This is a genomic window from Asanoa ishikariensis, assembly GCF_900107455.1.
GTDB classification, from domain to species: domain Bacteria; phylum Actinomycetota; class Actinomycetes; order Mycobacteriales; family Micromonosporaceae; genus Asanoa; species Asanoa ishikariensis.
This window is the reverse complement of record NZ_FNQB01000004.1, coordinates 817,079-834,332: the sequence shown is the minus strand read 5'-3', so window position 1 is coordinate 834,332 and position 17,254 is coordinate 817,079. Positions and strand designations below refer to the sequence as shown.

Genomic DNA, 17,254 nt, shown 5'->3' with positions numbered 1-17,254 from the left:
ATCTTTCAAGAAAAGAGCGCGGCACGGCGGCGGAGGTCTGACACCCCCGATCCGCCGTGCCGGCAATCGCGTCTAGCCCTCGCGGAGGATCAGCAACGTCTCCGGGTGTACGCCGTCGTGCTTCATCGCCGCCGCCGCCGCGTCCGAGGACATGAACTCCTGGAACGCCGCCATGTCGGGGATCTCCGCGATCAGACCCACCCGGTTGGAGCCCGACGGGTCCGAGAACTCGCGAACCTTGATGCCCAGCGGCCCGAAGGCCTCTTTCCGCTTGGGCGAAGCCATCCATGCGTCGACGTCGTCGACCTCGTGCGTGATCAGGTACGTGGCCACTGCCAACTCCTTCAGGTCGGGCGGGGCCAGCTTATCTCCGCAAAACGCCACATTTGAGCATTCTTAGGCCCGTGTCCGGCCTCGGCGGTGATCGGTACCGTTGGGGTATGGATCGTCCGGAGGTCCGGGACCTCGTCTACTTCGTCGCGGTGGCCGAGCAGCGGCATTTCGGCCGCGCCGCCGAGCAGCTCGGCATGGCGCAGCCGCCGCTGTCCCGGGCCATCAGCCGGCTCGAGCGCCGGTTGCGCGTGCCGCTCTTCGAGCGCACCAGCCGGCGGGTCGACCTCACGCCGGCCGGCGAGGTGTTCCTGAAGGAGAGCCGCAAGATCCTCGCGACCTTCGACGACGCGGTACGGCGTACCCAGCGCGCGGCCCGGCCGGAACGGCTGGTGCTCGCCGCCCCGGCCGGCACCGGCGCACGCCTGCTCGGCAGGATGCTCGACGCCTACCGGGACGGCCCGGACCCCGTACCGGTGGAGGTGCACTTCACCACCGACACGGGCGCCGCGGTGCGCGCCGGCACCGCCGACGCGGCGTTCATGTGCAGCAGCGACGACTTCGACGGACTGGACGCGGTCGACCTCGCCGAGGAGACCCAGGTCGCGTTGGTCCCTGCCGATCACCCGCTCGCCGCGTACGACAAGCTGACCGTGGCCGACCTGGAGAGCGACGACCTCTTCCAGGCGCAGCCGCCCGCGGTGGCCCTGGACGAGCTGGTCGACCGGATCGCGCTCGGCGAGCTCGTGGTCCTGTCCGGGGCCAGCGTGACCGACCGACTCGGCTCGTCCGTCGTCGCCGTGCCGGTTGTCGACGTGCCGGCCAGGCAGATCGTCATGGCCTGGCCCCAGACCACCGGCTCGACCGAGCGCGACCGGCTCGTCAGCACCGCGGTCGCGGTGGCTAGATCTGGTTGACGCCGCCGTCCACCGACAGTTCGGAGCCGGTCATGAAGCTGCTCTGGTCCGAGGCGAGGAAGAGGGCGACGGCGGCCTGCTCGGCCACCTCGGCGTTGCGCCCCAGCGGCACCATCGTGGCCAGCATCGCGAGGAACTCGTCCGGGCTGACCCCGGCGGGCGCGTTGCCCCGCACCAGAGACGTGTCGGTGACGCCCGGGGCGAGCGCGTTGACCCGGATGCCCCGGTCCTTCAGCTCGTTGGCCCAGCTACGGGTCAACGACCGCACGCCGGCCTTGGCCGCGGAGTAGAGCCCGACGCCGGCGGCCCCACGACCGGCGGTGGTCGACGAGCAGAGGATGACCGACGCGTTGTCGTTGAGCAGCGGCAGGGCCTTCTGCACGGTGAACAGCGCGCTGCGCAGGTTGACCTCGGTGGCGTGCTCATAGTCCGCCACGGTCACCGCGGCCAACGGACCCATCGGCGCACCACCCGCGTTGGCGAACAGCACGTCGATCCGCCGCCCGTCGGCGCCGACGGTGGCGAAGAGCCGATCGAGGTCGGCCAGGTCCTTCACGTCGCCCTGCACGCCGCTGGCGCGGTGCGCCCCGATCCGCACGACGGCCTCGTCGAGCTCCGGCTTGCGGCGCCCGGTGAGGTAGACGTACGCGCCTTCCTCGGCGAACCGCAACGCACTGGCGAACCCGATGCCGTCGCTGGCACCGGTCACTACGGCGACCTTGCCGTCGAGCTGACCCATTCTCTGCACTCCCCTGACTCGGACGGCGGCCCGTTGACCGCCTGCCTAGCCAGTGCATCTCGCGGGAGCGGCACCAACAATGATCAGTTCGGCAAGGACCGATACCCCGGAGGTATCGAACGAGGTGCGAGCCAGTCACGGACAGCGGAGAAATCCGCGTCGGTCAGGCCTACGTAGGGGTCGACCCGGTGCAGCAGCGCCGGCACCGGGTGATGGGCCGCGACCCACCGGCGGTCGACGTCGGCGACCTCGTCGTCGATCCAGACGAACGGACGCGCACCCGCCCACTTGCTCAAGAACGCGGTCTTCCAATGTAGACCGTGCGGTGGCTCCTCGTCCTCGTCCGGCCATTCGACGACGGGCAGCGTCGGGAGTCCGAGCCGCGGTGCGACGACCTCGTTCGCGTCGCCCATCCACGTGGTCGCCCAGACGAGCGGGCAGCCCAGGGCGAGCAGCCGGCGGCCGTCGGCGGGGTCCAGCCGCTCCAGGATCGGATTGCCGCTGGCGGCGTCGTCCGAGCGGCGGCGGACGGACAGACGTGCTTTGAAGGGGATCAGCGGTCCGTCGACATCCACGAAGACCAGGGGCCGGTGCTCCATCAGCCCATTCTGCCGTCAGCGGTCACGCAGCAAAGTTCGAGCGGTCAGCTCTCCTCGCGGACGATCAACTACGCGACCTCGGCCTCCGACATTCCTCATGAGCGCGAGGACCGGTCACATGGCGTAGGACAGGCTGAGCCAGAAAGCCAGCGCTGCCGTGGCGAGCAGCCCGCTGAGTGTGGTGCTCGCCAGGACCAGTGCGGCACTGATCCGCAGCCGCACACGCACGAGTAGGTAGACCCCGACCGCCGCGACGAACGCGACGAACGCGAGGTAGACCACGAGGACGAAACTGGCCGTGACGACCGCCGTCGCCCCCGCCGTGGCCAGCATCGCCCGGCGTCGGCCGAGGTCCCGCAGGAACACCCGATAGGCGACCGCGCCCGCCAGCAGCGCCAGCAACCCCGTGGTGGCGAGCACGGAGACCTCGGCCATCAGGAGCATCAGCAGGAATCCCACGGCGACCGCGACCGCGGCACCCGCGGCGGCCAATGCGGCCCGCTGACGTCCGTGGTCGCCGAGCGTGACGAGATAGGCGACGGTCGCTGCGAAGATCCCAGTGCCGCCGATGACGATCGCGAGTGCCGAGTCCACGGTGCTTCTTCCGGTTCGGGAGCGGGCTGACCCACGACGGTAGGCGAGCCGCGCGCACCCCATATGAGCGGCACGCGAGGCCGTGGTTGCTGGGAGACGAACGCTCGTCACACCCGGGCCGCGGGCAACAGCCCGTGCAGCGCGGTCCAGTAATCGGTCACCCGCGAAGCGGCCACCGTGACCAGGCCGACATAGCCGTCCGGCCGGATCAGCACCAGCGTGCCGTCCGCCACGTCGTACCCGGCCCGTGCGTGCCCGTCGGTGTCCACCACCGCATGCTCGTCGGCCGACCCACCGGCGGGGAGAACGGCACACGCCCGGATCGCCCCGCCGAACCGCTCGTTGACCGCCGCCACCGTGTCCGAGGAGTCGGCCCCGAACGCGAGCAGCGTCCAATGTGGTCCCTGGAACAACGAGAACAGCCGCGTGGCCGGGCCGCCGACGGGAGCGTCCGGTGCCCGGTCGCCGGCCTGGACTGCCCCTGGTGCCTGCCGATCGTCGGCGCTCAGCAGCCCGTCGCGGTAGTTCAGGGTGAAGCCGCGCAACTCGGGCCCACGAACGTGAGCGTCCTCGTCACCCCGGCGATGCTTCTCCAGCAGACCGGTCGCCAGGTCCAGCGCCATCCGGGCCGCCGCCATCCGCTCTGGCTCGAAGCTGTCGAGCAGCACGTCCCGGCCTCCGGCCAGGGCGGCGGCGAGCTTCCACCCGAGGTTGTAGCCGTCCTGGATTCCCGTGTTCATGCCCTGCCCACCGGTCGGCGGGTGCACGTGCCCGGCGTCGCCGACCAGGAACACCCGGCCGTCCCGGAACCGCGACGCCAGCCGGGTGTTCTCCCGCCACGTCGTGTGCCAGGTCACCTCGCGCACCACGATGTCGGACCGGCCGGACGCCTCCTCGACCGTCCGCTGTAGATAGTCGCGAACGGGCTCTTCCGCGTCTGAAGGCGGGCGCGCCACCGCCACGAACAGGTCCGTGCCGGCCAACGGCGTCAGCCCGACCCCACCCTCGCCCACCCGCCAGATCCGGCCGTGGTCGCGCCCGATGCCCTCGACGCGGGCGTCGGCGAACAGCATCGTGGTGGACTCGTCGGTCTCGCCCGGAAAGTCGATGCCGAGCGCCTTGCGGACCGTGCTGCGGCCGCCGTCGGCACCGACCAGGTAGCGCGCGCGAACCCGCGATGTGCGCCCGTCCGCGGTCGCCAGAGAAACGGTCACGCCGTCGTCGTCCTGGGTGAAGTCGACCAGCGCGGTCGACAGCTCGACGCGCACGCCGAGCTCCGCCAGCCGTTCGCGCAGGATCTCCTCGGTGCGGAACTGCGGCACGAACCAGGCGTTCGGGTACGGCACGGAGGGCGTCGGCTCCTCCGCCTCGCTCATCCTGCCCTCCCAGATGACCGTGTCGCCCTGGTAGGCGCGCATCAGGATGCCCAGGTCTCCGCCGGCCAGGATGCGGTCGAGCACGCCCAGGTCCTCGAACACCTCCATGGTCCGAGGTTGGATGCCGTCGGCGCGCGACCCGCCGAAGTGCTCCGGCGACTGGTCGACGATCCGCACCTCGACCCCCCGCACCGCGAGCTCGCAGGCCAGCGTGAGCCCGGTCGGCCCGGCTCCAGCGATCAACACCTCGGTCATGACGTCCTCCCCGACTGTTCGTACCGCGTACGATATTGTCGTACGACGTACCAATAACGCTAGCGGTACGGTGTACGAATGGCAAGCGCGGACGACGACGCACTGATCTGGACCCGAGACGAGCCGGGCACCCGCCGGCCGAAGTTCACCCGCGACCAGATCGCCTTGACCGCGCTGGCCATCGCCGACGCGGAGGGGTTCGCCGCCGTGTCGATGCGCCGCGTCGCGAGCGAGCTGAACGCCGGCACCATGACGCTCTACCACTACGTGCGGACGAAGGACGAGCTCGTCGCCCTCATGGACGACGCGCTGATGGCGGAGGTGCTGATCCCCGAAGGCGAGCTCCCGTCGCACTGGTACGACGCGCTGTCCGCGATCGCTCTGCGCACCTGGGACGTCCTGACCCGCCACCTCTGGGCGCTGCACTCGCTGCAGAACGCACCGGTCGGGCCGAACAACATGCGGCACTTCGAGCAGACGCTCGCCGCCCTCGCCGGGACCGGCCTCGACGCGCCGGACAAGTTCCTGCTGATCAACATCGTCGACGACTACGTACACGGCAATGCGCTTCGCACGGCCGAAGTGCGCGAAGCCGGCGAGTCCACCTCGAATGAGTCGCCGATCGACGCCGCCATCCGGTTCGGCCAGACCCAGCTCGCCACCGGGAAGTTCCCGCACACCGCGGCGCTGTTCGGCGACGGCGACGACCCGCACGAGGCCTGGGGTCGGCTGGTCGGCCCGCTGTCCGAACGGGACCGGTTCCGCACCGGCCTGGCCACCCTGCTGCACGGCGTGGCCGACCGGTGGAAGCTGACCCTGCCCAACGCCTGACCGATCTCCTTCGCGAACACTTCCGGCCGCATCGGCGAAGTAGGTGCGAGCCCCTCGCAACGCGGGGCCCGGACAGAGGGAGGCCGCATGGGTGTGGTGTCACCGGAAGTGCACACCGACACCGGACAGACCGACTCCGAGATCATCGGCCGGATGCACACGGATCCGGAGTCGTTCGGCACGATCTTCGACCGCTACTACCCCGCCATCCACGGGTACGTGAGCCGCCGGCTGGGCCAGGACCTGGCGGACGACGTGGCCGCGGAGACGTTCCTGGCCGCGTTCGACCGCTGGCAACGCTTCGACACCGCGTACGACAGCGCCCGGCCCTGGCTCTTCGGCATCGCGTCGAACCTGGTCGCCGGCCACCAACGGGCCGAGGCGCGGCGGTACCGCGCGCTGGCCCGGGCCGACCAGACCACCGCGCGCAGTGTGGACGGCCCCGCCGACCGGATCGCGGTGCGACTGGACGCCCAGGCCGTGCGTGGCCGGCTCGCCGCGGCCCTGGAGCAGATCGCCCCGCCGGACCGGGAGGTGCTGCTCCTGGTCGCCTGGGGCGACCTGACCAGCGAAGAGGTCGCCCACGCACTGGAGGTCCCCGCCGGCACCGTCCGGTCCCGGCTGCATCGGGCACGCACGAAGTTGAAAGCGGCGCTGGGCGGCGCCGACCCCACCGCGACGAAGGAGGACTTGTGATGACGAACGAGCTCACCGCACTGCGGGAGAACTGGACCGAGGTCGAGCCGCCGTCGGCGGACGCACAGGCCAAGGCGCGGGCGGCGCTGCTGAACCGGATCGCCGACCAGGCGCGCCCGGCCGAGCGGACCAAGCCGCGGCACCGACGCCTGCCGTCCTGGGCATGGCGGACCGGCCTGGCCACTCTCACGGCGGCCGCGGTGGCGGCGGGCGTGGTAGCGGTCGGGGGCTCCGGCCAGACGCCCGGGGAGCAGACCGATTACGCGGCCGGCGGTTCGGTCGCCGAGACCTTCGAGCTCGCCGCCGCGACCGCGGAGACCGAGCCGTTCACACCGCCGCGGCCCGATCAATGGACCTACGTCGAGCTGAAGATGGTCCGGGGCAAGATCGCCGTCGACAAGGGACAGGCCACCAGCGAGACGACCAGGTCGTGGCAGCGGGCTGACGGCCTGCAGACCGCCGACCTGCTCGACGGCAAGCTCCAGGTCTCGCCGGAGACCACGGAAATCCCGATCGTCATGCCGCCACGGGACTACCCGACCCTGGCCGGGCTGCCCACCCAGCCGCAGGCACTGCTCGACTGGGTGCGGGCCAAGGCGGCGCCGGGTAAGACCGACCACGACGCCGTCCCGTACTCGCTGATCAGCGCGATGCTGCGCGACAACGTCCTGCCGCCCTCGGTGAAGGCGACGCTGCTGCGGGCCTTGGCCCTGATCCCGGGTGTCACCCGGTCCACCGACCCGGTCGACTTCGCCGGCCGCCCGGCGATCGCGGTCGGCATGGTCCAGGACGGCTGGCGGCAGGAGGACATCCTGCTCGACCCGACCACGCACGAGTTCCTCGGAAGCCGCACGGCGGTGGTGAAGGACTACACCACGCCCGAGGGGGTCGCCCTGAAGAAGGGTGACGTCGAGGTCGAACTGGTGCGGGTCGCCGGAAAGATCGTCAACGCGCCAGGCCAGGTCGACTGAACAACTCGTCCGATGAATTCGCCGGGATGTCTGAAGTTTGACTTCTTTCATCTCGGCGATCGTCGTCCGTCATTGACGGACGTCCGATGTTTCGGGAGTATTATCGAGTCTCGTCAATCTCCGAACGTCCACCGGAGGGCACCATGCGCGCACCGCTCCGCATCGGACTGTCGCTGCTCATCGCGGTGGCGGCGGCGATCGTCATCCCAGCGGCACCGGTCGCCGCCGCACCGGGCGACAACTACGTAGTCGACGACGCGCTGAGCGGGGCACGCACCCGCTGGTTCGACGAGGCCCGCTTCGGCATGTTCATCCACTTCGGTCCGTACGCCGTCTATCAGGGCCAATACGGCACCTGTCGCGAGGCCGAGTGGATCAAGCGGCAGTGCAACATCCCGTGGAGCGACTATGAGGCGAAGGCGGCCACCTTCAACCCCGCGTCGTTCAACGCGAACACGATCGTGCAGATGGCCAAGCAAGCAGGTCAGAAGTACATCGTCATCACCTCCAAGCATCACGACGGGTTCGCCATGTGGCCCACCCGCGTCAACCGGTGGAACCTGCGCGACCACTCCGGCTTCTCCCGTGACCTCCTGCGCGAGCTCAAGGACGCCGCGACCGCCAACGGCATCAAACTCGGCTTCTACTACTCGATCTGGGACTGGCACGACCCGGATTTCGTCGCCAACTTCCCGGCGTACGTCACCAAGATGAAGGCGCAGCTACAGGAGCTCGTGACCAACTACGACCCCGCGTTGCTGTGGTTCGACGGCGAGTGGACCGAGACCAACCCCACCAACCCGTGGTCCGAGCAGAACGGCGAGGACCTCGAGCGGTTCGTACGCGGCATCTCACCCCAGGTCATCACCAACAACCGGATCGGCAAGCGCCGCCCCGTCGACGGCGACTACGGCACCCCTGAACAGGCCCTCGCCGGCTCCCCGCCCTCGGCGCAGTTGCAGGAGACCTGCCTGACGATCAACAACACCTGGGGGTACGCGGCCTGGGACACGAACTTCAAATCGCCGACCCAACTCGTACGCGACCTGGCCCACCTGACGAGCAACGGCGCCAACCTCCTGCTCAACGTCGGCCCGACCCCCACCGGGGCGATCACGGCGGGGCAGTCCGGTGCCCTGAACGGCATCGGCACCTGGATGTCCGTCAACGGCGCGGCCGTCACCGGTGCGGGCTACCCGGGCGTAGTGAACCAACCCGCCTGGGGCAAGGTCACCCGCAAGGGCAACAAGCTCTACCTCATCGTCAACAACTGGGCCACGACCCTGCACCTCAGCCAACGCTCACCCTTCATGGTCACGGGCGCACGAGTGCTCGGCAGCGCTTCACCGGTCAGTGTGCGCACCGCCGGCGACGGCTACGACTTCCTGCCCAGCGGCGGCGCCACCAACGCGATCGCCACCGTCATCGAGGTCGACATCACGACCCCCGCGCCCACCGCGGTCGGCACCGGGTCGGGCCTCAAGGCGGAGTTCTGGAACAACACCACCTTCACCGGTACGCCGGCGGTCACCCGCACGGACCCGACCGTCAACTACGCCTGGCGTTTCAGCGGCTCCCCCGCCCCCGCGATCGGCACGGACAACTTCGCCAGCCGCTGGACCGGCTCGATCGAGCCGCGGCACTCCGAGACGTACACCTTCACCGCCGTATCGGACGACACGGTCCGGCTGTGGATCGACGGCCAACTCGTCATCGGCAACACCGCGCCCCACGGGCCGACCGTCGACCAGGGCAGCGTCACACTCACCGCCGGCCGGCACGACATCCGCCTGGAACACACCGAGCAGGGCGGCTCGGCGTACCTGAAGCTCATCTGGAGCAGCCCCAACACACCCGCCCAGATCGTGCCGCAGTCACAGCTCTACCCGGCCGCGACCGGCACGATCCAGCGGTTGAACGACAACGTGGCCACGTACAGCAGCGGTTGGTCCGTCAGCAGTGCCCGCGGCCTCGGCGACTACAACGACGACGTGCACTACACCACCACCAACGGCGGGTCGTTCACGTACACCTTCAACGGTACGGGCATCGACTACCTCTCGGAGCGCTACTCCGACCAGGGTCAGGTGGACATCTACCTCGACGGCGTGCTGCGGGCGACGGTGGACACGAGCAGCAGCACCCGCCTGACCCAGCAGGTCATCTACACGGTCCGCGGACTGCCCCAGGGCTCACACACCCTGCGCGGCGTCAAACGATCGGGCACGTACATGCTCGTCGACCGGTTCGACGTGGTCGCCCAGTAGGGCCGGATTGTTTGTAACACTCGCGCTTCGCCCTCCGAAGAAGAGGTGTGACGGCGACGAGGGGACGGCCTGTGCATGACCCTGGCTCAGCGGACGGTGACATCTCCGGCATCGGAGACGATCCGGTGGCCTTCGAGGTCTTCTACCGGCGGCACGTGGAGGCGGTCGGCCGGTTCGTGGCGCGGCGGGTCGACGACCCACACCTCGCCGCCGACCTGACCGCCGACGTGTTCCTGGCGGTGATCGAGTCGGCGGCGGGCTACCGGCCGGACCGGGGCAGCCAGATCGGCTGGCTGTTCGGCGTGGCCCGCAACGTCATCGCCGACGAAGGGCGACGGGCGGCCAGACGACTGCGGGTGACCGGCCGCCTGGCCGGACGGCGGGACCTTGACGCCGACGACATCGCCCGCATCGAGGAGCGGATCGACGCCGAGTCGGCCGCCCGCCGTGTCCATCGGTCGCTGAGCGAGCTGCCCGCGGACACCCGGGCGCTGGTCGAACTCGTCGCGGTGGACGGCCTCACCGTCGCGGAGGCGGCGATCGCGGTCGGGCTCTCCCCCGTCGCCGCGCGAGTCCGTCTGCATCGCGCGCGCCGCCTCGTCCGCGCCGTGCTCGCCCGTCCGGCCGTCGGCCTCGCATGATGAACGGAGATGACGCTGTGAACAAGGTCGAGCAGTCGCCGAACGGTTTCGAGGAACAGCTCCTCAGCGATTTGAAGGCGCACGTCGTGCAGCGGGCGCAGCCGCTTCCGGTGGCCCGTCCATCCCGCTCTTCTCGTGGTTGGCGCCTCGCCGGGGCGTTCGGGCTGGCGGTCGCGCTGACCGTCGGCGGCCTGGCGATCCAGACCATGCGGGTGGGCGATCAGCCGCCGTCCACGGCCAGCGCGGCGCAGATCCTTCGACTCGCGGCCGCTGCCGCCCAGCAGCAGCCCGAGCTCACCGCCCGACCGGACCAGTACGTCTTCACGGAGTTCCTGGCGACGTTGCGGGAGACACCGACCAGCGGCCCGTACACCACCGTGCGGACCCAGCTCTGGCAGTCGGCCGGAGGCGTCGCGCACAACCAGGCCAGGTATCAGCCGCAGAGCGGATCGAAGGAGTGGAGCGAACTGCGGGTGCTCCGGCCCCTCGATGCCGCGGATCCCACCAAGGAACTCGACGAGCTCCCGTCGCCCGCGTACCACGGCGACCTGCCCACCGACCCGGACGAGCTGCTTCGATACCTTCGGGAACACCCCGTCGACCTGCATCTCCCCGACGGAGCCGACGAGAAGGCCGTGTACGGGGACGAGAGCATGGCATACACCACGGCGCGGTCGATGCTCAACGGGTACGTGCCTCCCCGGGCGCTGGCCGCGCTGTTCGAACTGCTGGCGCGAGAGCCCGGTGCGGTAGTCATATCGAGCGACGTCGTCGACGCCGCCGGGCGACACGGGGTGGCGATTCGAATGCCCGGCGTCGTCGGCGGCAACGACGACTACATCTTCGACCGGGACACCCACGTCTACCTCGGCACCCGCAATTCGGTGATACACAACGGCACGGAGTCGCCGCACACGGCCGCCGCGCTGCTGCGGGTCGCCATCGTCGACCGTCCGGGCCAACTACCCTGACGGTGATCCGCCCGCAACTCGCGACCGCTCCCGCCGACGCCGTGCTGGTTCGCGAACTGGCGTGGCAACGTGGGCCGTACGTCCAATCTGGAGGGGCTCCGCCTGTTCGCTTTGTTCCCGAGGTGGCGGTAGGTGTCGGGACGAGTCACGGTGTTTTTTGGGCGATGGCGAGCCGGGTCCGGTACTGCTTGGTGACTGCTCCGTTGTAGACGTCGTCGATCAGGTGGGAGATGCACGCGAACAGGCCGCTGCGTGCCTGCGGTGCCATGGCTCGATTGCCGGAGTAGGTCATGAGCAGGTTCAGATACTCGGGCGACGTATAGGACTGTTGCCACTCGTAGCGCCGGAATTCGACTGGCCCGAATCGTGCCGATCGATCGAACTCTGCCGCCTCCTCGGGGGTTTCGTCGTCGCTCGTCAGACGCATGCCGGGCGGTGTTGTGGGGTCGAAACGTTCGTAGCATCGTTGTGCGTCGGCGAAGAAGGCGTTCGTCCCGCCGGCGATGTGGTGAGTCGAGACGATGCCGAGAGATCCGCCAGGCCGCAACAGGTCAGCGGCTTTGATCATGCGCACGTCGGGGTCAAGCCAGTGGAACGCGGTCGCGGAGAGGATCGCGTCGAAGGTTTCGTCCGAGGGCGGCCAGTCCTCGAAGGCCGCCGCGACGACGGTGACATTCGGGAACTGCGCGAGATTCCGTCGGGCGATGGCGGCCATGTCGGGGCTGAGGTCCATCGCGACAACGGTGCATCCCAGTTGTGCCAGGGGCAGGGTCGCTTGGCCGGTTCCGCACCCGATCTCCAGCACCCGGGAGCGGGGACCAAGATCTGCCAGGGTGGCGAGCTCGGTGAACAGCTGGGGCGGGTAGGTCGGACGGCATTGGTCGTAGAGTTCGGCGTCCTGGCCGAATGTGGTGCGCAGGGTTCCTCGGTTGGCGTCGGTCATAGTTGCGGGGTTGTCCCTTCAAGTCGCGCGGGCCGGGCTGATGGAGCGGGCCAGGCAAGAGCGAACGCATCCGCGGCATCCGGACGTGCTCAGGCGGTGCCGGAGTCCGTCGAGCACCGTCGTGCAGTCAACGCGTCCGGGGAAGTGTCGCAACGGCCCTACTGAGAAGATGCCGCGCGTGCCCGCGGACCCCATCCCCGCCAAGGAACTCCTCCGTCGGGCTAGCGATGGCGCCTAGCTCGTGCGACTTCGCAGGGTCGTGAGCACCACGCTGAAGCGGTCGGGCGACAGGATGACCCGTTCTGGCGTCCGGCCCGCGCCGCGGCGTTTGATCGCTGGCGACAGGCGCCAGATCGGCGTCGGGAGGTCGCGGTCCGGATCTCGCGTGGTCACCCAGAGCTGCCAGGCGTCGTGGCCGGTGGCCGGGCATGCCCAGACGCGGGCCACTCGTCCCCAGGGGACGATCCGGGTCCGCAACACCGAGCGGATCTTGATGCCGTCGGCGCCGACACAGACGCCGGCCAGCGCTATCCGCCAGACCAACGTGTACCAGACCAGGAGGAAAGGCAGGACGAGCGGCGCCGACTGCCGGGCCTCCGTGGCTGCCAGGCCGCACAGCGGGACCAGGCCGCCGACCGAGAAGGCCGCGGCCACGACGTAGCGGACGTTCCCCGAATCTCCTTCGACCCGTTCCCACCTCGGCATGGCGCGGATCTTAGGCCGCGACCGCAAACGGTCAGGACTTTCCGTAGCCGGCCTGGGTCAGGATGCGGCGGAGTTGGACGACCGTCTCGGTGTCGAGGTCCTTGGTCACCGGGATCTCGATGACCTCGCTCGCCGACCCGATGGCAAGACGGATCTTGCCATCGTGTCGTTCGTCGACCGTGCCGACCTCCGCGAGCAGCGAGAGCACGTCGTGCCACTCGATGTTGTGGCTCACCGGGTGGTCGAGGATCTTCTGCAGTGTCCGGCGGTGATGGCTGCTCAGGTGCGGTTGTCCCATTTGCCCACGCTAGCGCCGCCAGGCGTGGATCGTGGCGACGGCGCGGCGGGCGAAGTCCGCGACGACCGCGGGCTTGCTGTTCGAGCGTTCGTACTCGGCGTCCCACAGGATCGTCACCGTGTCTCCGACGCGGATGACTGCGGCGCGGTTGGTCTGGAAGCCGCCGACCAGGTCGCCGGGCAGGTTCCTCGCCGGCTGGACGAGGTCGATGGTCAGCGCCTCGTCGCCGACGCCGCGCAGTGGCGCCGTGCGTACCCGGAAGGAGTTGCCTTCGTCGGTGAAGGAACTGCACGCCGCCAGGTCGGCGCGCAGGCGCCGCATGAAGACCGAAGCGCCGTCCCCGGGGTACGTGCGGATCGTCTGGTAGAGGACGCCGGACGGGACGGTCCCCGGCGGGTCCCTGGGCAGCCCGTGCACCGTCTTCACGGCGGCGCTGGCCGCGGTCGCGCCGCGGCTGGCGAACTCGTCGCCGCACAGCCGTGGCAGTGCCTCGTCGACATCGGCCCGCAGACGGCTCTCGCCGTAGGTCATGTCCTTGGGCAGTTTCAGGAACGCGCTGAGCGGGATGACGGTCGGCGCCGGAGCCTGGGTGGCCGGCGGGGTTGCGGCCGGCGAAGAGGTGGCCGGGACCGGTGCGGAGGTGGACGGGATCGGTGCCGTGGTGGGCGGGCTTGCGGCGCCAGGGCCGGCCCGCTCGCAGCCGGCTGCCGCGAGGACAGCGACCAGGCCGACCGTCACCAGCCCGAGACCTCGATGGTTTCGCACGATGAACCCCCGTGATCGTGTGCGCCGGGCACGGTGCCCGGTGCTTACCCGACCTGACGTGCGGATCAAACGGAGAGTTGCGTCGTCAACCCGCGGGTGCGCGATTCGTGCGAAGGACCAAACGGGCTAGCTCCGCCAGACATGGATGGTGTCGACGGCGCGGCGGGCGAAGTCGGCGACGACCGCGGGCTTGCTGCTCGAGTTCTCGTACGGGGCGTCCCACAGGATCGTCACCGTGTCACCGACGCGGATGACGACGATCCGGTTGATCTGGTCGCCGCCGATCGGGTTGCCGGGCAGGTCGGTCTGCGGCTGGATGAGGTCGATGGTGAGCGCCTCGTCGCCGACGCCGGAAAGTGCCGCGGTGCGGACCCGGAACGGGACGCCGGCGCGGGTGAAGGACGTGCACGACGCCAGATCGGCACGCAGGCCCCGCATGAACGCGGCCGAACCGCTCCCGTTGTAGGTGCGGATCGTCTGGTAGACGACGCCGGGCCAGAGGCTGCCTTCCGACGGTTCGTCGCGGAGCTGGTACGCGGACACCACAGCGGCAGTAGCCGCAGCCATCCGGCCGGCGGCGAACTCGCCGCCGCAGAGCGGCGGTACGGCCCTGTCGAACTGGGTTCCCACGCGGATCTGGCCGAACCGCATCTCCTCGGGCAACGCCATGAAAGCGCGCACCGGGATCACGGTCGGCGCCCGGTCCGGCACCGGCCTGGCCGACAGCGGCGGCAGGGTCGCCGGAGCGGTCGAGGTGGACGGAACCGGCGCCGACATGCCACCGCCACCGCCGCCCCCGCCCGTGCCGCCCGCGTCGGCGGGGCCGGCCGCCGTGCAGCCGGTCGCCGTGAGGACGGCAGCCAGGCCGACCGTGGCGAGCTGAAGACGTCGTTGGTTGCGCACGATGAACCCCCGTGGTCAGGACTGCCCAGGCACATCGCCCGGGCTCAATACCGTCCTCACGGGCGGACCGCGCCGCGGGTTGCGGCGCTACCGCGCGGTTGCACCATTCGCACGAACGACCAAAGAACGCGCGTCAGCGCCGGGCGCCAGGTGCACCTCGCCACCGGCGTCCAGGTCGACCCGCACGGACGAGTCCTGCCAGCGCGCCTCGACGGCGACCGCGCGAGCCGCCGACAGCCGGGCCGCGACCAGGCGCTGCCGCGAGTCCCATTCGACGTCGACGACCACTCCGGGCCGGGCGACGAGCCCGTGCAGGCGGCCGGCGGGCCAGTCCGTCGGGACGGCCGGCAGCAGGTCGATCACAGCCGCGTGGCTCTGCACCACGAACTCGGCCACGGCCGCGGTGAAGCCGAGGTTCCCGTCGATCTGGAAAGGCGGATGGGCCGAGAACCGGTTCGGGTAGAGCCCACCCTGCTCACCAGCACTGCGAACGCCGGCAGGCCGCAGCGCGAGGTCGATCAGGGCCGGCAGCCGTTCGGGCTGGCGGAGCCGGGCGCGCAGGGCGAGCTTCCACGCGAGCGACCAGCCGGTGGAGTCGTCGCCGCGGGCGTCGAGCGAGCGTGCGGCCGCCGCCGCGAAGCGCGGCGAGGTGTCGTCGCCGGGGAACACCGCGTACAGGTGGGAGACGTGCCGGTGGTGCGGCTCAGGAAGAGACCGATCGACAAGCCACTCTTGTACGCGGCCGTCCGCACCAACGGGAAGCGCTGGTAACCGGTCGAGCGCCGCCGCCGCGGACGCCACGATCGGCTCGGAAGACGCACCGAGCAACCCAGCCAACTCCCCGACCGACGAGAACAGCTCGCGAGTCAGCGTCAGGTCGACAGTGGACGTCCCGTCCACCGCATACGATTCGCCGCCGACCGCGAAGTGGTTCTCCGGAGAGGTCGACGGAGACAGCGACAGGCTTCCGTCCGGCCCCTCGACCAGCCAGTCGAGCAGGAACTCCGCGGCCGAGGTCACGACCGGCCAGGCGACGTCGGCGGCGAAGGCCCGGTCGGCGCCGAAGCGCACGTGCTCGACGAGATGCCGGCACAGCCACACCCCCGCCAGCGGCCAGAACGCCCACGAGGGGTCACCGCGCCGGCGCCCGGCCGGCGACGTGTACGCCCACGCGTCGGTGTTGTGGTGCGCGCACCAGCCGCGAGCGTCGTAGAGGTGGCGTGCGGTCCGCTCCCCGCTCGTGCGCATGGCCGAGACAAGGTCGAACAGCGGCCCCGCGCACTCGGCCAGGTTCGCCGTCTCCGCCGCCCAGTAGTTCATCTGTGTGTTGATGTTGACCGTGTAGTTGGCGCTCCACGGTGGACGCATCGACTCGTTCCACAGCCCCTGCAACGTCGCGGGCAACCCGCCGGGCCGGGACGAGCTGATCAGCAGGTACCGTCCGAAGTGGAACAGGTAGGCGATCAGCGAGGTCCGGTCGTCTCCACCGGCGAAGCTCAGCGCGGCCCGGTCGTAGAGCCGCCGGTGCTCCGCGCGGTGGCGGTCGAACAGCTCACCCGCACCGACCGCGAGCGCCGCGTCCGCGGTCACGGTCGCCGCCGCCAGCGCCGTCTCCTCGGAACCCGACGGCGGCTGGCCGATCGCGGTGAACGTGGTCGCGGTGGTCACGACCAGCAGCAGCCGGCGCACCCCGGTCGCCCGCATGACGCCGTCGGCCGACCGGTCCGTCCCGTCGTGTTCCCAGCGTGCCACCAGGGCGCCGCGCACCGACGGCCGCGCGTCGTAGACCGGCGACGGCAGATCCGGCTCGTGCGGCGGCGCCGCGTCGCTCGGCAGCCGCACGGTCGCCCAGCCAAAGCCCCGCCCGAGCACGGCGAGCGGGCTGTCCAGCCGCACCGAGACGTCCACCGTCTCGTCGCCGTCCACCGACAGGGAGAGCACGAAGGCCTGATCCGGCGCGGAGACAAAGGAACGCCGGGTCACCCGCGACGAACCGACGGCGTACGAGACCACCACCGAGGCATCCCGCAGCCAGAGGGAACGCCGGTAGTCCGAGGTCGGCCCGGAGTGCGTGACGTCCAGCAGCAGGTCCCCGAACGGCAGGTAGCTCTGCGAGTAGTCGCTCTGCAACCGCTGCACGCACGCGGTGGCCTCGTCGAACGAACCGGCGAGCAGCGCCGCTCGGGCGCCGGCGAGCGCCGAGCGGGCATCGTCAGCGGAGATGGCCCGCTGCCGGGCCTCGCTGTCGACCCCGCCCGACCACGCGGTGCCGTCGTTGAGCGACACCCGCTCTCGCACGGGATCGCCGAACACCATCGCACCGAGGCGGCCGTTGCCCAGCGGGAAGGCGTCGAGCCAGTCGCCGGCCGGCGTATCGCGCGTGTGGACATGCGAGGCAGGGCTGTCGGTGCTCATTCACACGCTCTCGATAGGGTGGGTTTGTAAGGACATAC

The 17,254-nt window shown here is 70.3% G+C and carries 18 protein-coding genes; 7 read left to right on the top strand and 11 right to left on the bottom strand.

All coding sequences use genetic code 11. The features are described 5' to 3' along the window. Positions 1-72 precede the first annotated feature (72 nt). The gene (locus BLV39_RS36570; RefSeq protein ID WP_204082677.1) at positions 73-333 is read right to left on the bottom strand and encodes a hypothetical protein; all 261 of its coding nucleotides are present in this window, start codon (positions 331-333) and stop codon (positions 73-75) included. Positions 334-440: 107 nt separating this feature from the next. Here BLV39_RS36570 and BLV39_RS36565 point away from each other — a divergent pair, with 107 nt between their 5' ends. Beyond that, positions 441-1,247: a LysR family transcriptional regulator gene (locus BLV39_RS36565; RefSeq protein WP_090802565.1), complete on the top strand. Its 807-nt coding sequence runs from the start codon at positions 441-443 to the stop codon at positions 1,245-1,247. Here BLV39_RS36565 and BLV39_RS36560 read toward each other — a convergent pair. The 4 genes from BLV39_RS36560 to BLV39_RS36545 all read right to left on the bottom strand — a co-directional run bounded on the left by BLV39_RS36560 (position 1,234) and on the right by BLV39_RS36545 (position 4,810). Next, the gene (locus BLV39_RS36560) at positions 1,234-1,986 is read right to left on the bottom strand and encodes an SDR family NAD(P)-dependent oxidoreductase (RefSeq protein ID WP_090802562.1); all 753 of its coding nucleotides are present in this window, start codon (positions 1,984-1,986) and stop codon (positions 1,234-1,236) included. The two genes, BLV39_RS36565 and BLV39_RS36560, sit on opposite strands and share 14 nt — an antisense overlap. Before the next feature lie 83 nt (positions 1,987-2,069). Next, positions 2,070-2,585 carry an HAD domain-containing protein gene (locus BLV39_RS36555; protein WP_090802560.1) on the bottom strand — a complete coding sequence of 172 codons (516 nt, stop codon included), beginning with the start codon at positions 2,583-2,585 and terminating at the stop codon, positions 2,070-2,072. Between the two features lie 114 nt (positions 2,586-2,699). After that, entirely contained in the window at positions 2,700-3,179 is a 480-nt protein-coding gene (locus BLV39_RS36550) for a hypothetical protein (RefSeq protein ID WP_090802558.1), read from the bottom strand. A 107-nt stretch (positions 3,180-3,286) separates the two neighbouring features. Then, positions 3,287-4,810 (bottom strand): FAD-dependent monooxygenase, encoded by a 1,524-nt coding sequence (locus BLV39_RS36545; protein WP_090802555.1) that lies wholly within the window; start codon positions 4,808-4,810, stop codon positions 3,287-3,289. 78 nt (positions 4,811-4,888) lie between these two features. Between BLV39_RS36545 and BLV39_RS36540 the strand changes: the two genes are divergently transcribed. The 6 genes from BLV39_RS36540 (at position 4,889) to BLV39_RS36515 (ending at position 11,187) form a co-directional block, all read left to right on the top strand. Beyond that, positions 4,889-5,641, top strand: coding sequence for a TetR/AcrR family transcriptional regulator (locus BLV39_RS36540; protein ID WP_090802552.1), 753 nt, complete (start codon positions 4,889-4,891; stop codon positions 5,639-5,641). An 87-nt stretch (positions 5,642-5,728) separates the two neighbouring features. Next, positions 5,729-6,337 (top strand): RNA polymerase sigma factor, encoded by a 609-nt coding sequence (locus BLV39_RS36535; protein WP_090802549.1) that lies wholly within the window; start codon positions 5,729-5,731, stop codon positions 6,335-6,337. Further along, positions 6,337-7,308 carry a CU044_5270 family protein gene (locus BLV39_RS36530; protein WP_090802547.1) on the top strand — a complete coding sequence of 324 codons (972 nt, stop codon included), beginning with the start codon at positions 6,337-6,339 and terminating at the stop codon, positions 7,306-7,308. The genes BLV39_RS36535 and BLV39_RS36530 overlap by 1 nt, the downstream gene beginning before the upstream one ends. A gap of 143 nt (positions 7,309-7,451) precedes the next feature. Further along, positions 7,452-9,575 (top strand): alpha-L-fucosidase, encoded by a 2,124-nt coding sequence (locus tag BLV39_RS36525; RefSeq protein ID WP_090802545.1) that lies wholly within the window; start codon positions 7,452-7,454, stop codon positions 9,573-9,575. A 71-nt stretch (positions 9,576-9,646) separates the two neighbouring features. Continuing rightward, positions 9,647-10,216, top strand: coding sequence for an RNA polymerase sigma factor (locus BLV39_RS36520; RefSeq protein WP_090802542.1), 570 nt, complete (start codon positions 9,647-9,649; stop codon positions 10,214-10,216). Positions 10,217-10,233: 17 nt separating this feature from the next. Beyond that, positions 10,234-11,187: a CU044_5270 family protein gene (locus BLV39_RS36515; protein WP_090802538.1), complete on the top strand. Its 954-nt coding sequence runs from the start codon at positions 10,234-10,236 to the stop codon at positions 11,185-11,187. A gap of 145 nt (positions 11,188-11,332) precedes the next feature. On the opposite strand, the gene BLV39_RS36510 is transcribed toward BLV39_RS36515, so the two are convergent. From BLV39_RS36510 to BLV39_RS36485, 6 genes are all read right to left on the bottom strand, one after another. Next, a complete protein-coding gene (locus BLV39_RS36510; protein ID WP_090802536.1) occupies positions 11,333-12,130 on the bottom strand; it encodes a class I SAM-dependent methyltransferase in 798 nt (265 codons plus the stop codon). A gap of 234 nt (positions 12,131-12,364) precedes the next feature. Further along, complete coding sequence (locus BLV39_RS36505; RefSeq protein ID WP_143050043.1) at positions 12,365-12,835, bottom strand: PH domain-containing protein; 471 nt, start codon at positions 12,833-12,835, stop codon at positions 12,365-12,367. A gap of 31 nt (positions 12,836-12,866) precedes the next feature. Beyond that, positions 12,867-13,133 (bottom strand): hypothetical protein, encoded by a 267-nt coding sequence (locus tag BLV39_RS36500; RefSeq protein ID WP_090802530.1) that lies wholly within the window; start codon positions 13,131-13,133, stop codon positions 12,867-12,869. Positions 13,134-13,142: 9 nt separating this feature from the next. After that, positions 13,143-13,898, bottom strand: a complete 756-nt coding sequence (locus BLV39_RS36495) for a hypothetical protein (protein ID WP_143050042.1) — start codon at positions 13,896-13,898, stop codon at positions 13,143-13,145. 126 nt (positions 13,899-14,024) lie between these two features. Continuing rightward, positions 14,025-14,801: a hypothetical protein gene (locus BLV39_RS36490; RefSeq protein ID WP_090802524.1), complete on the bottom strand. Its 777-nt coding sequence runs from the start codon at positions 14,799-14,801 to the stop codon at positions 14,025-14,027. A gap of 87 nt (positions 14,802-14,888) precedes the next feature. After that, complete coding sequence (locus tag BLV39_RS36485; RefSeq protein ID WP_090802521.1) at positions 14,889-17,216, bottom strand: glycosyl hydrolase family 95 catalytic domain-containing protein; 2,328 nt, start codon at positions 17,214-17,216, stop codon at positions 14,889-14,891. Between the last annotated feature and the right edge of the window lie 38 nt (positions 17,217-17,254).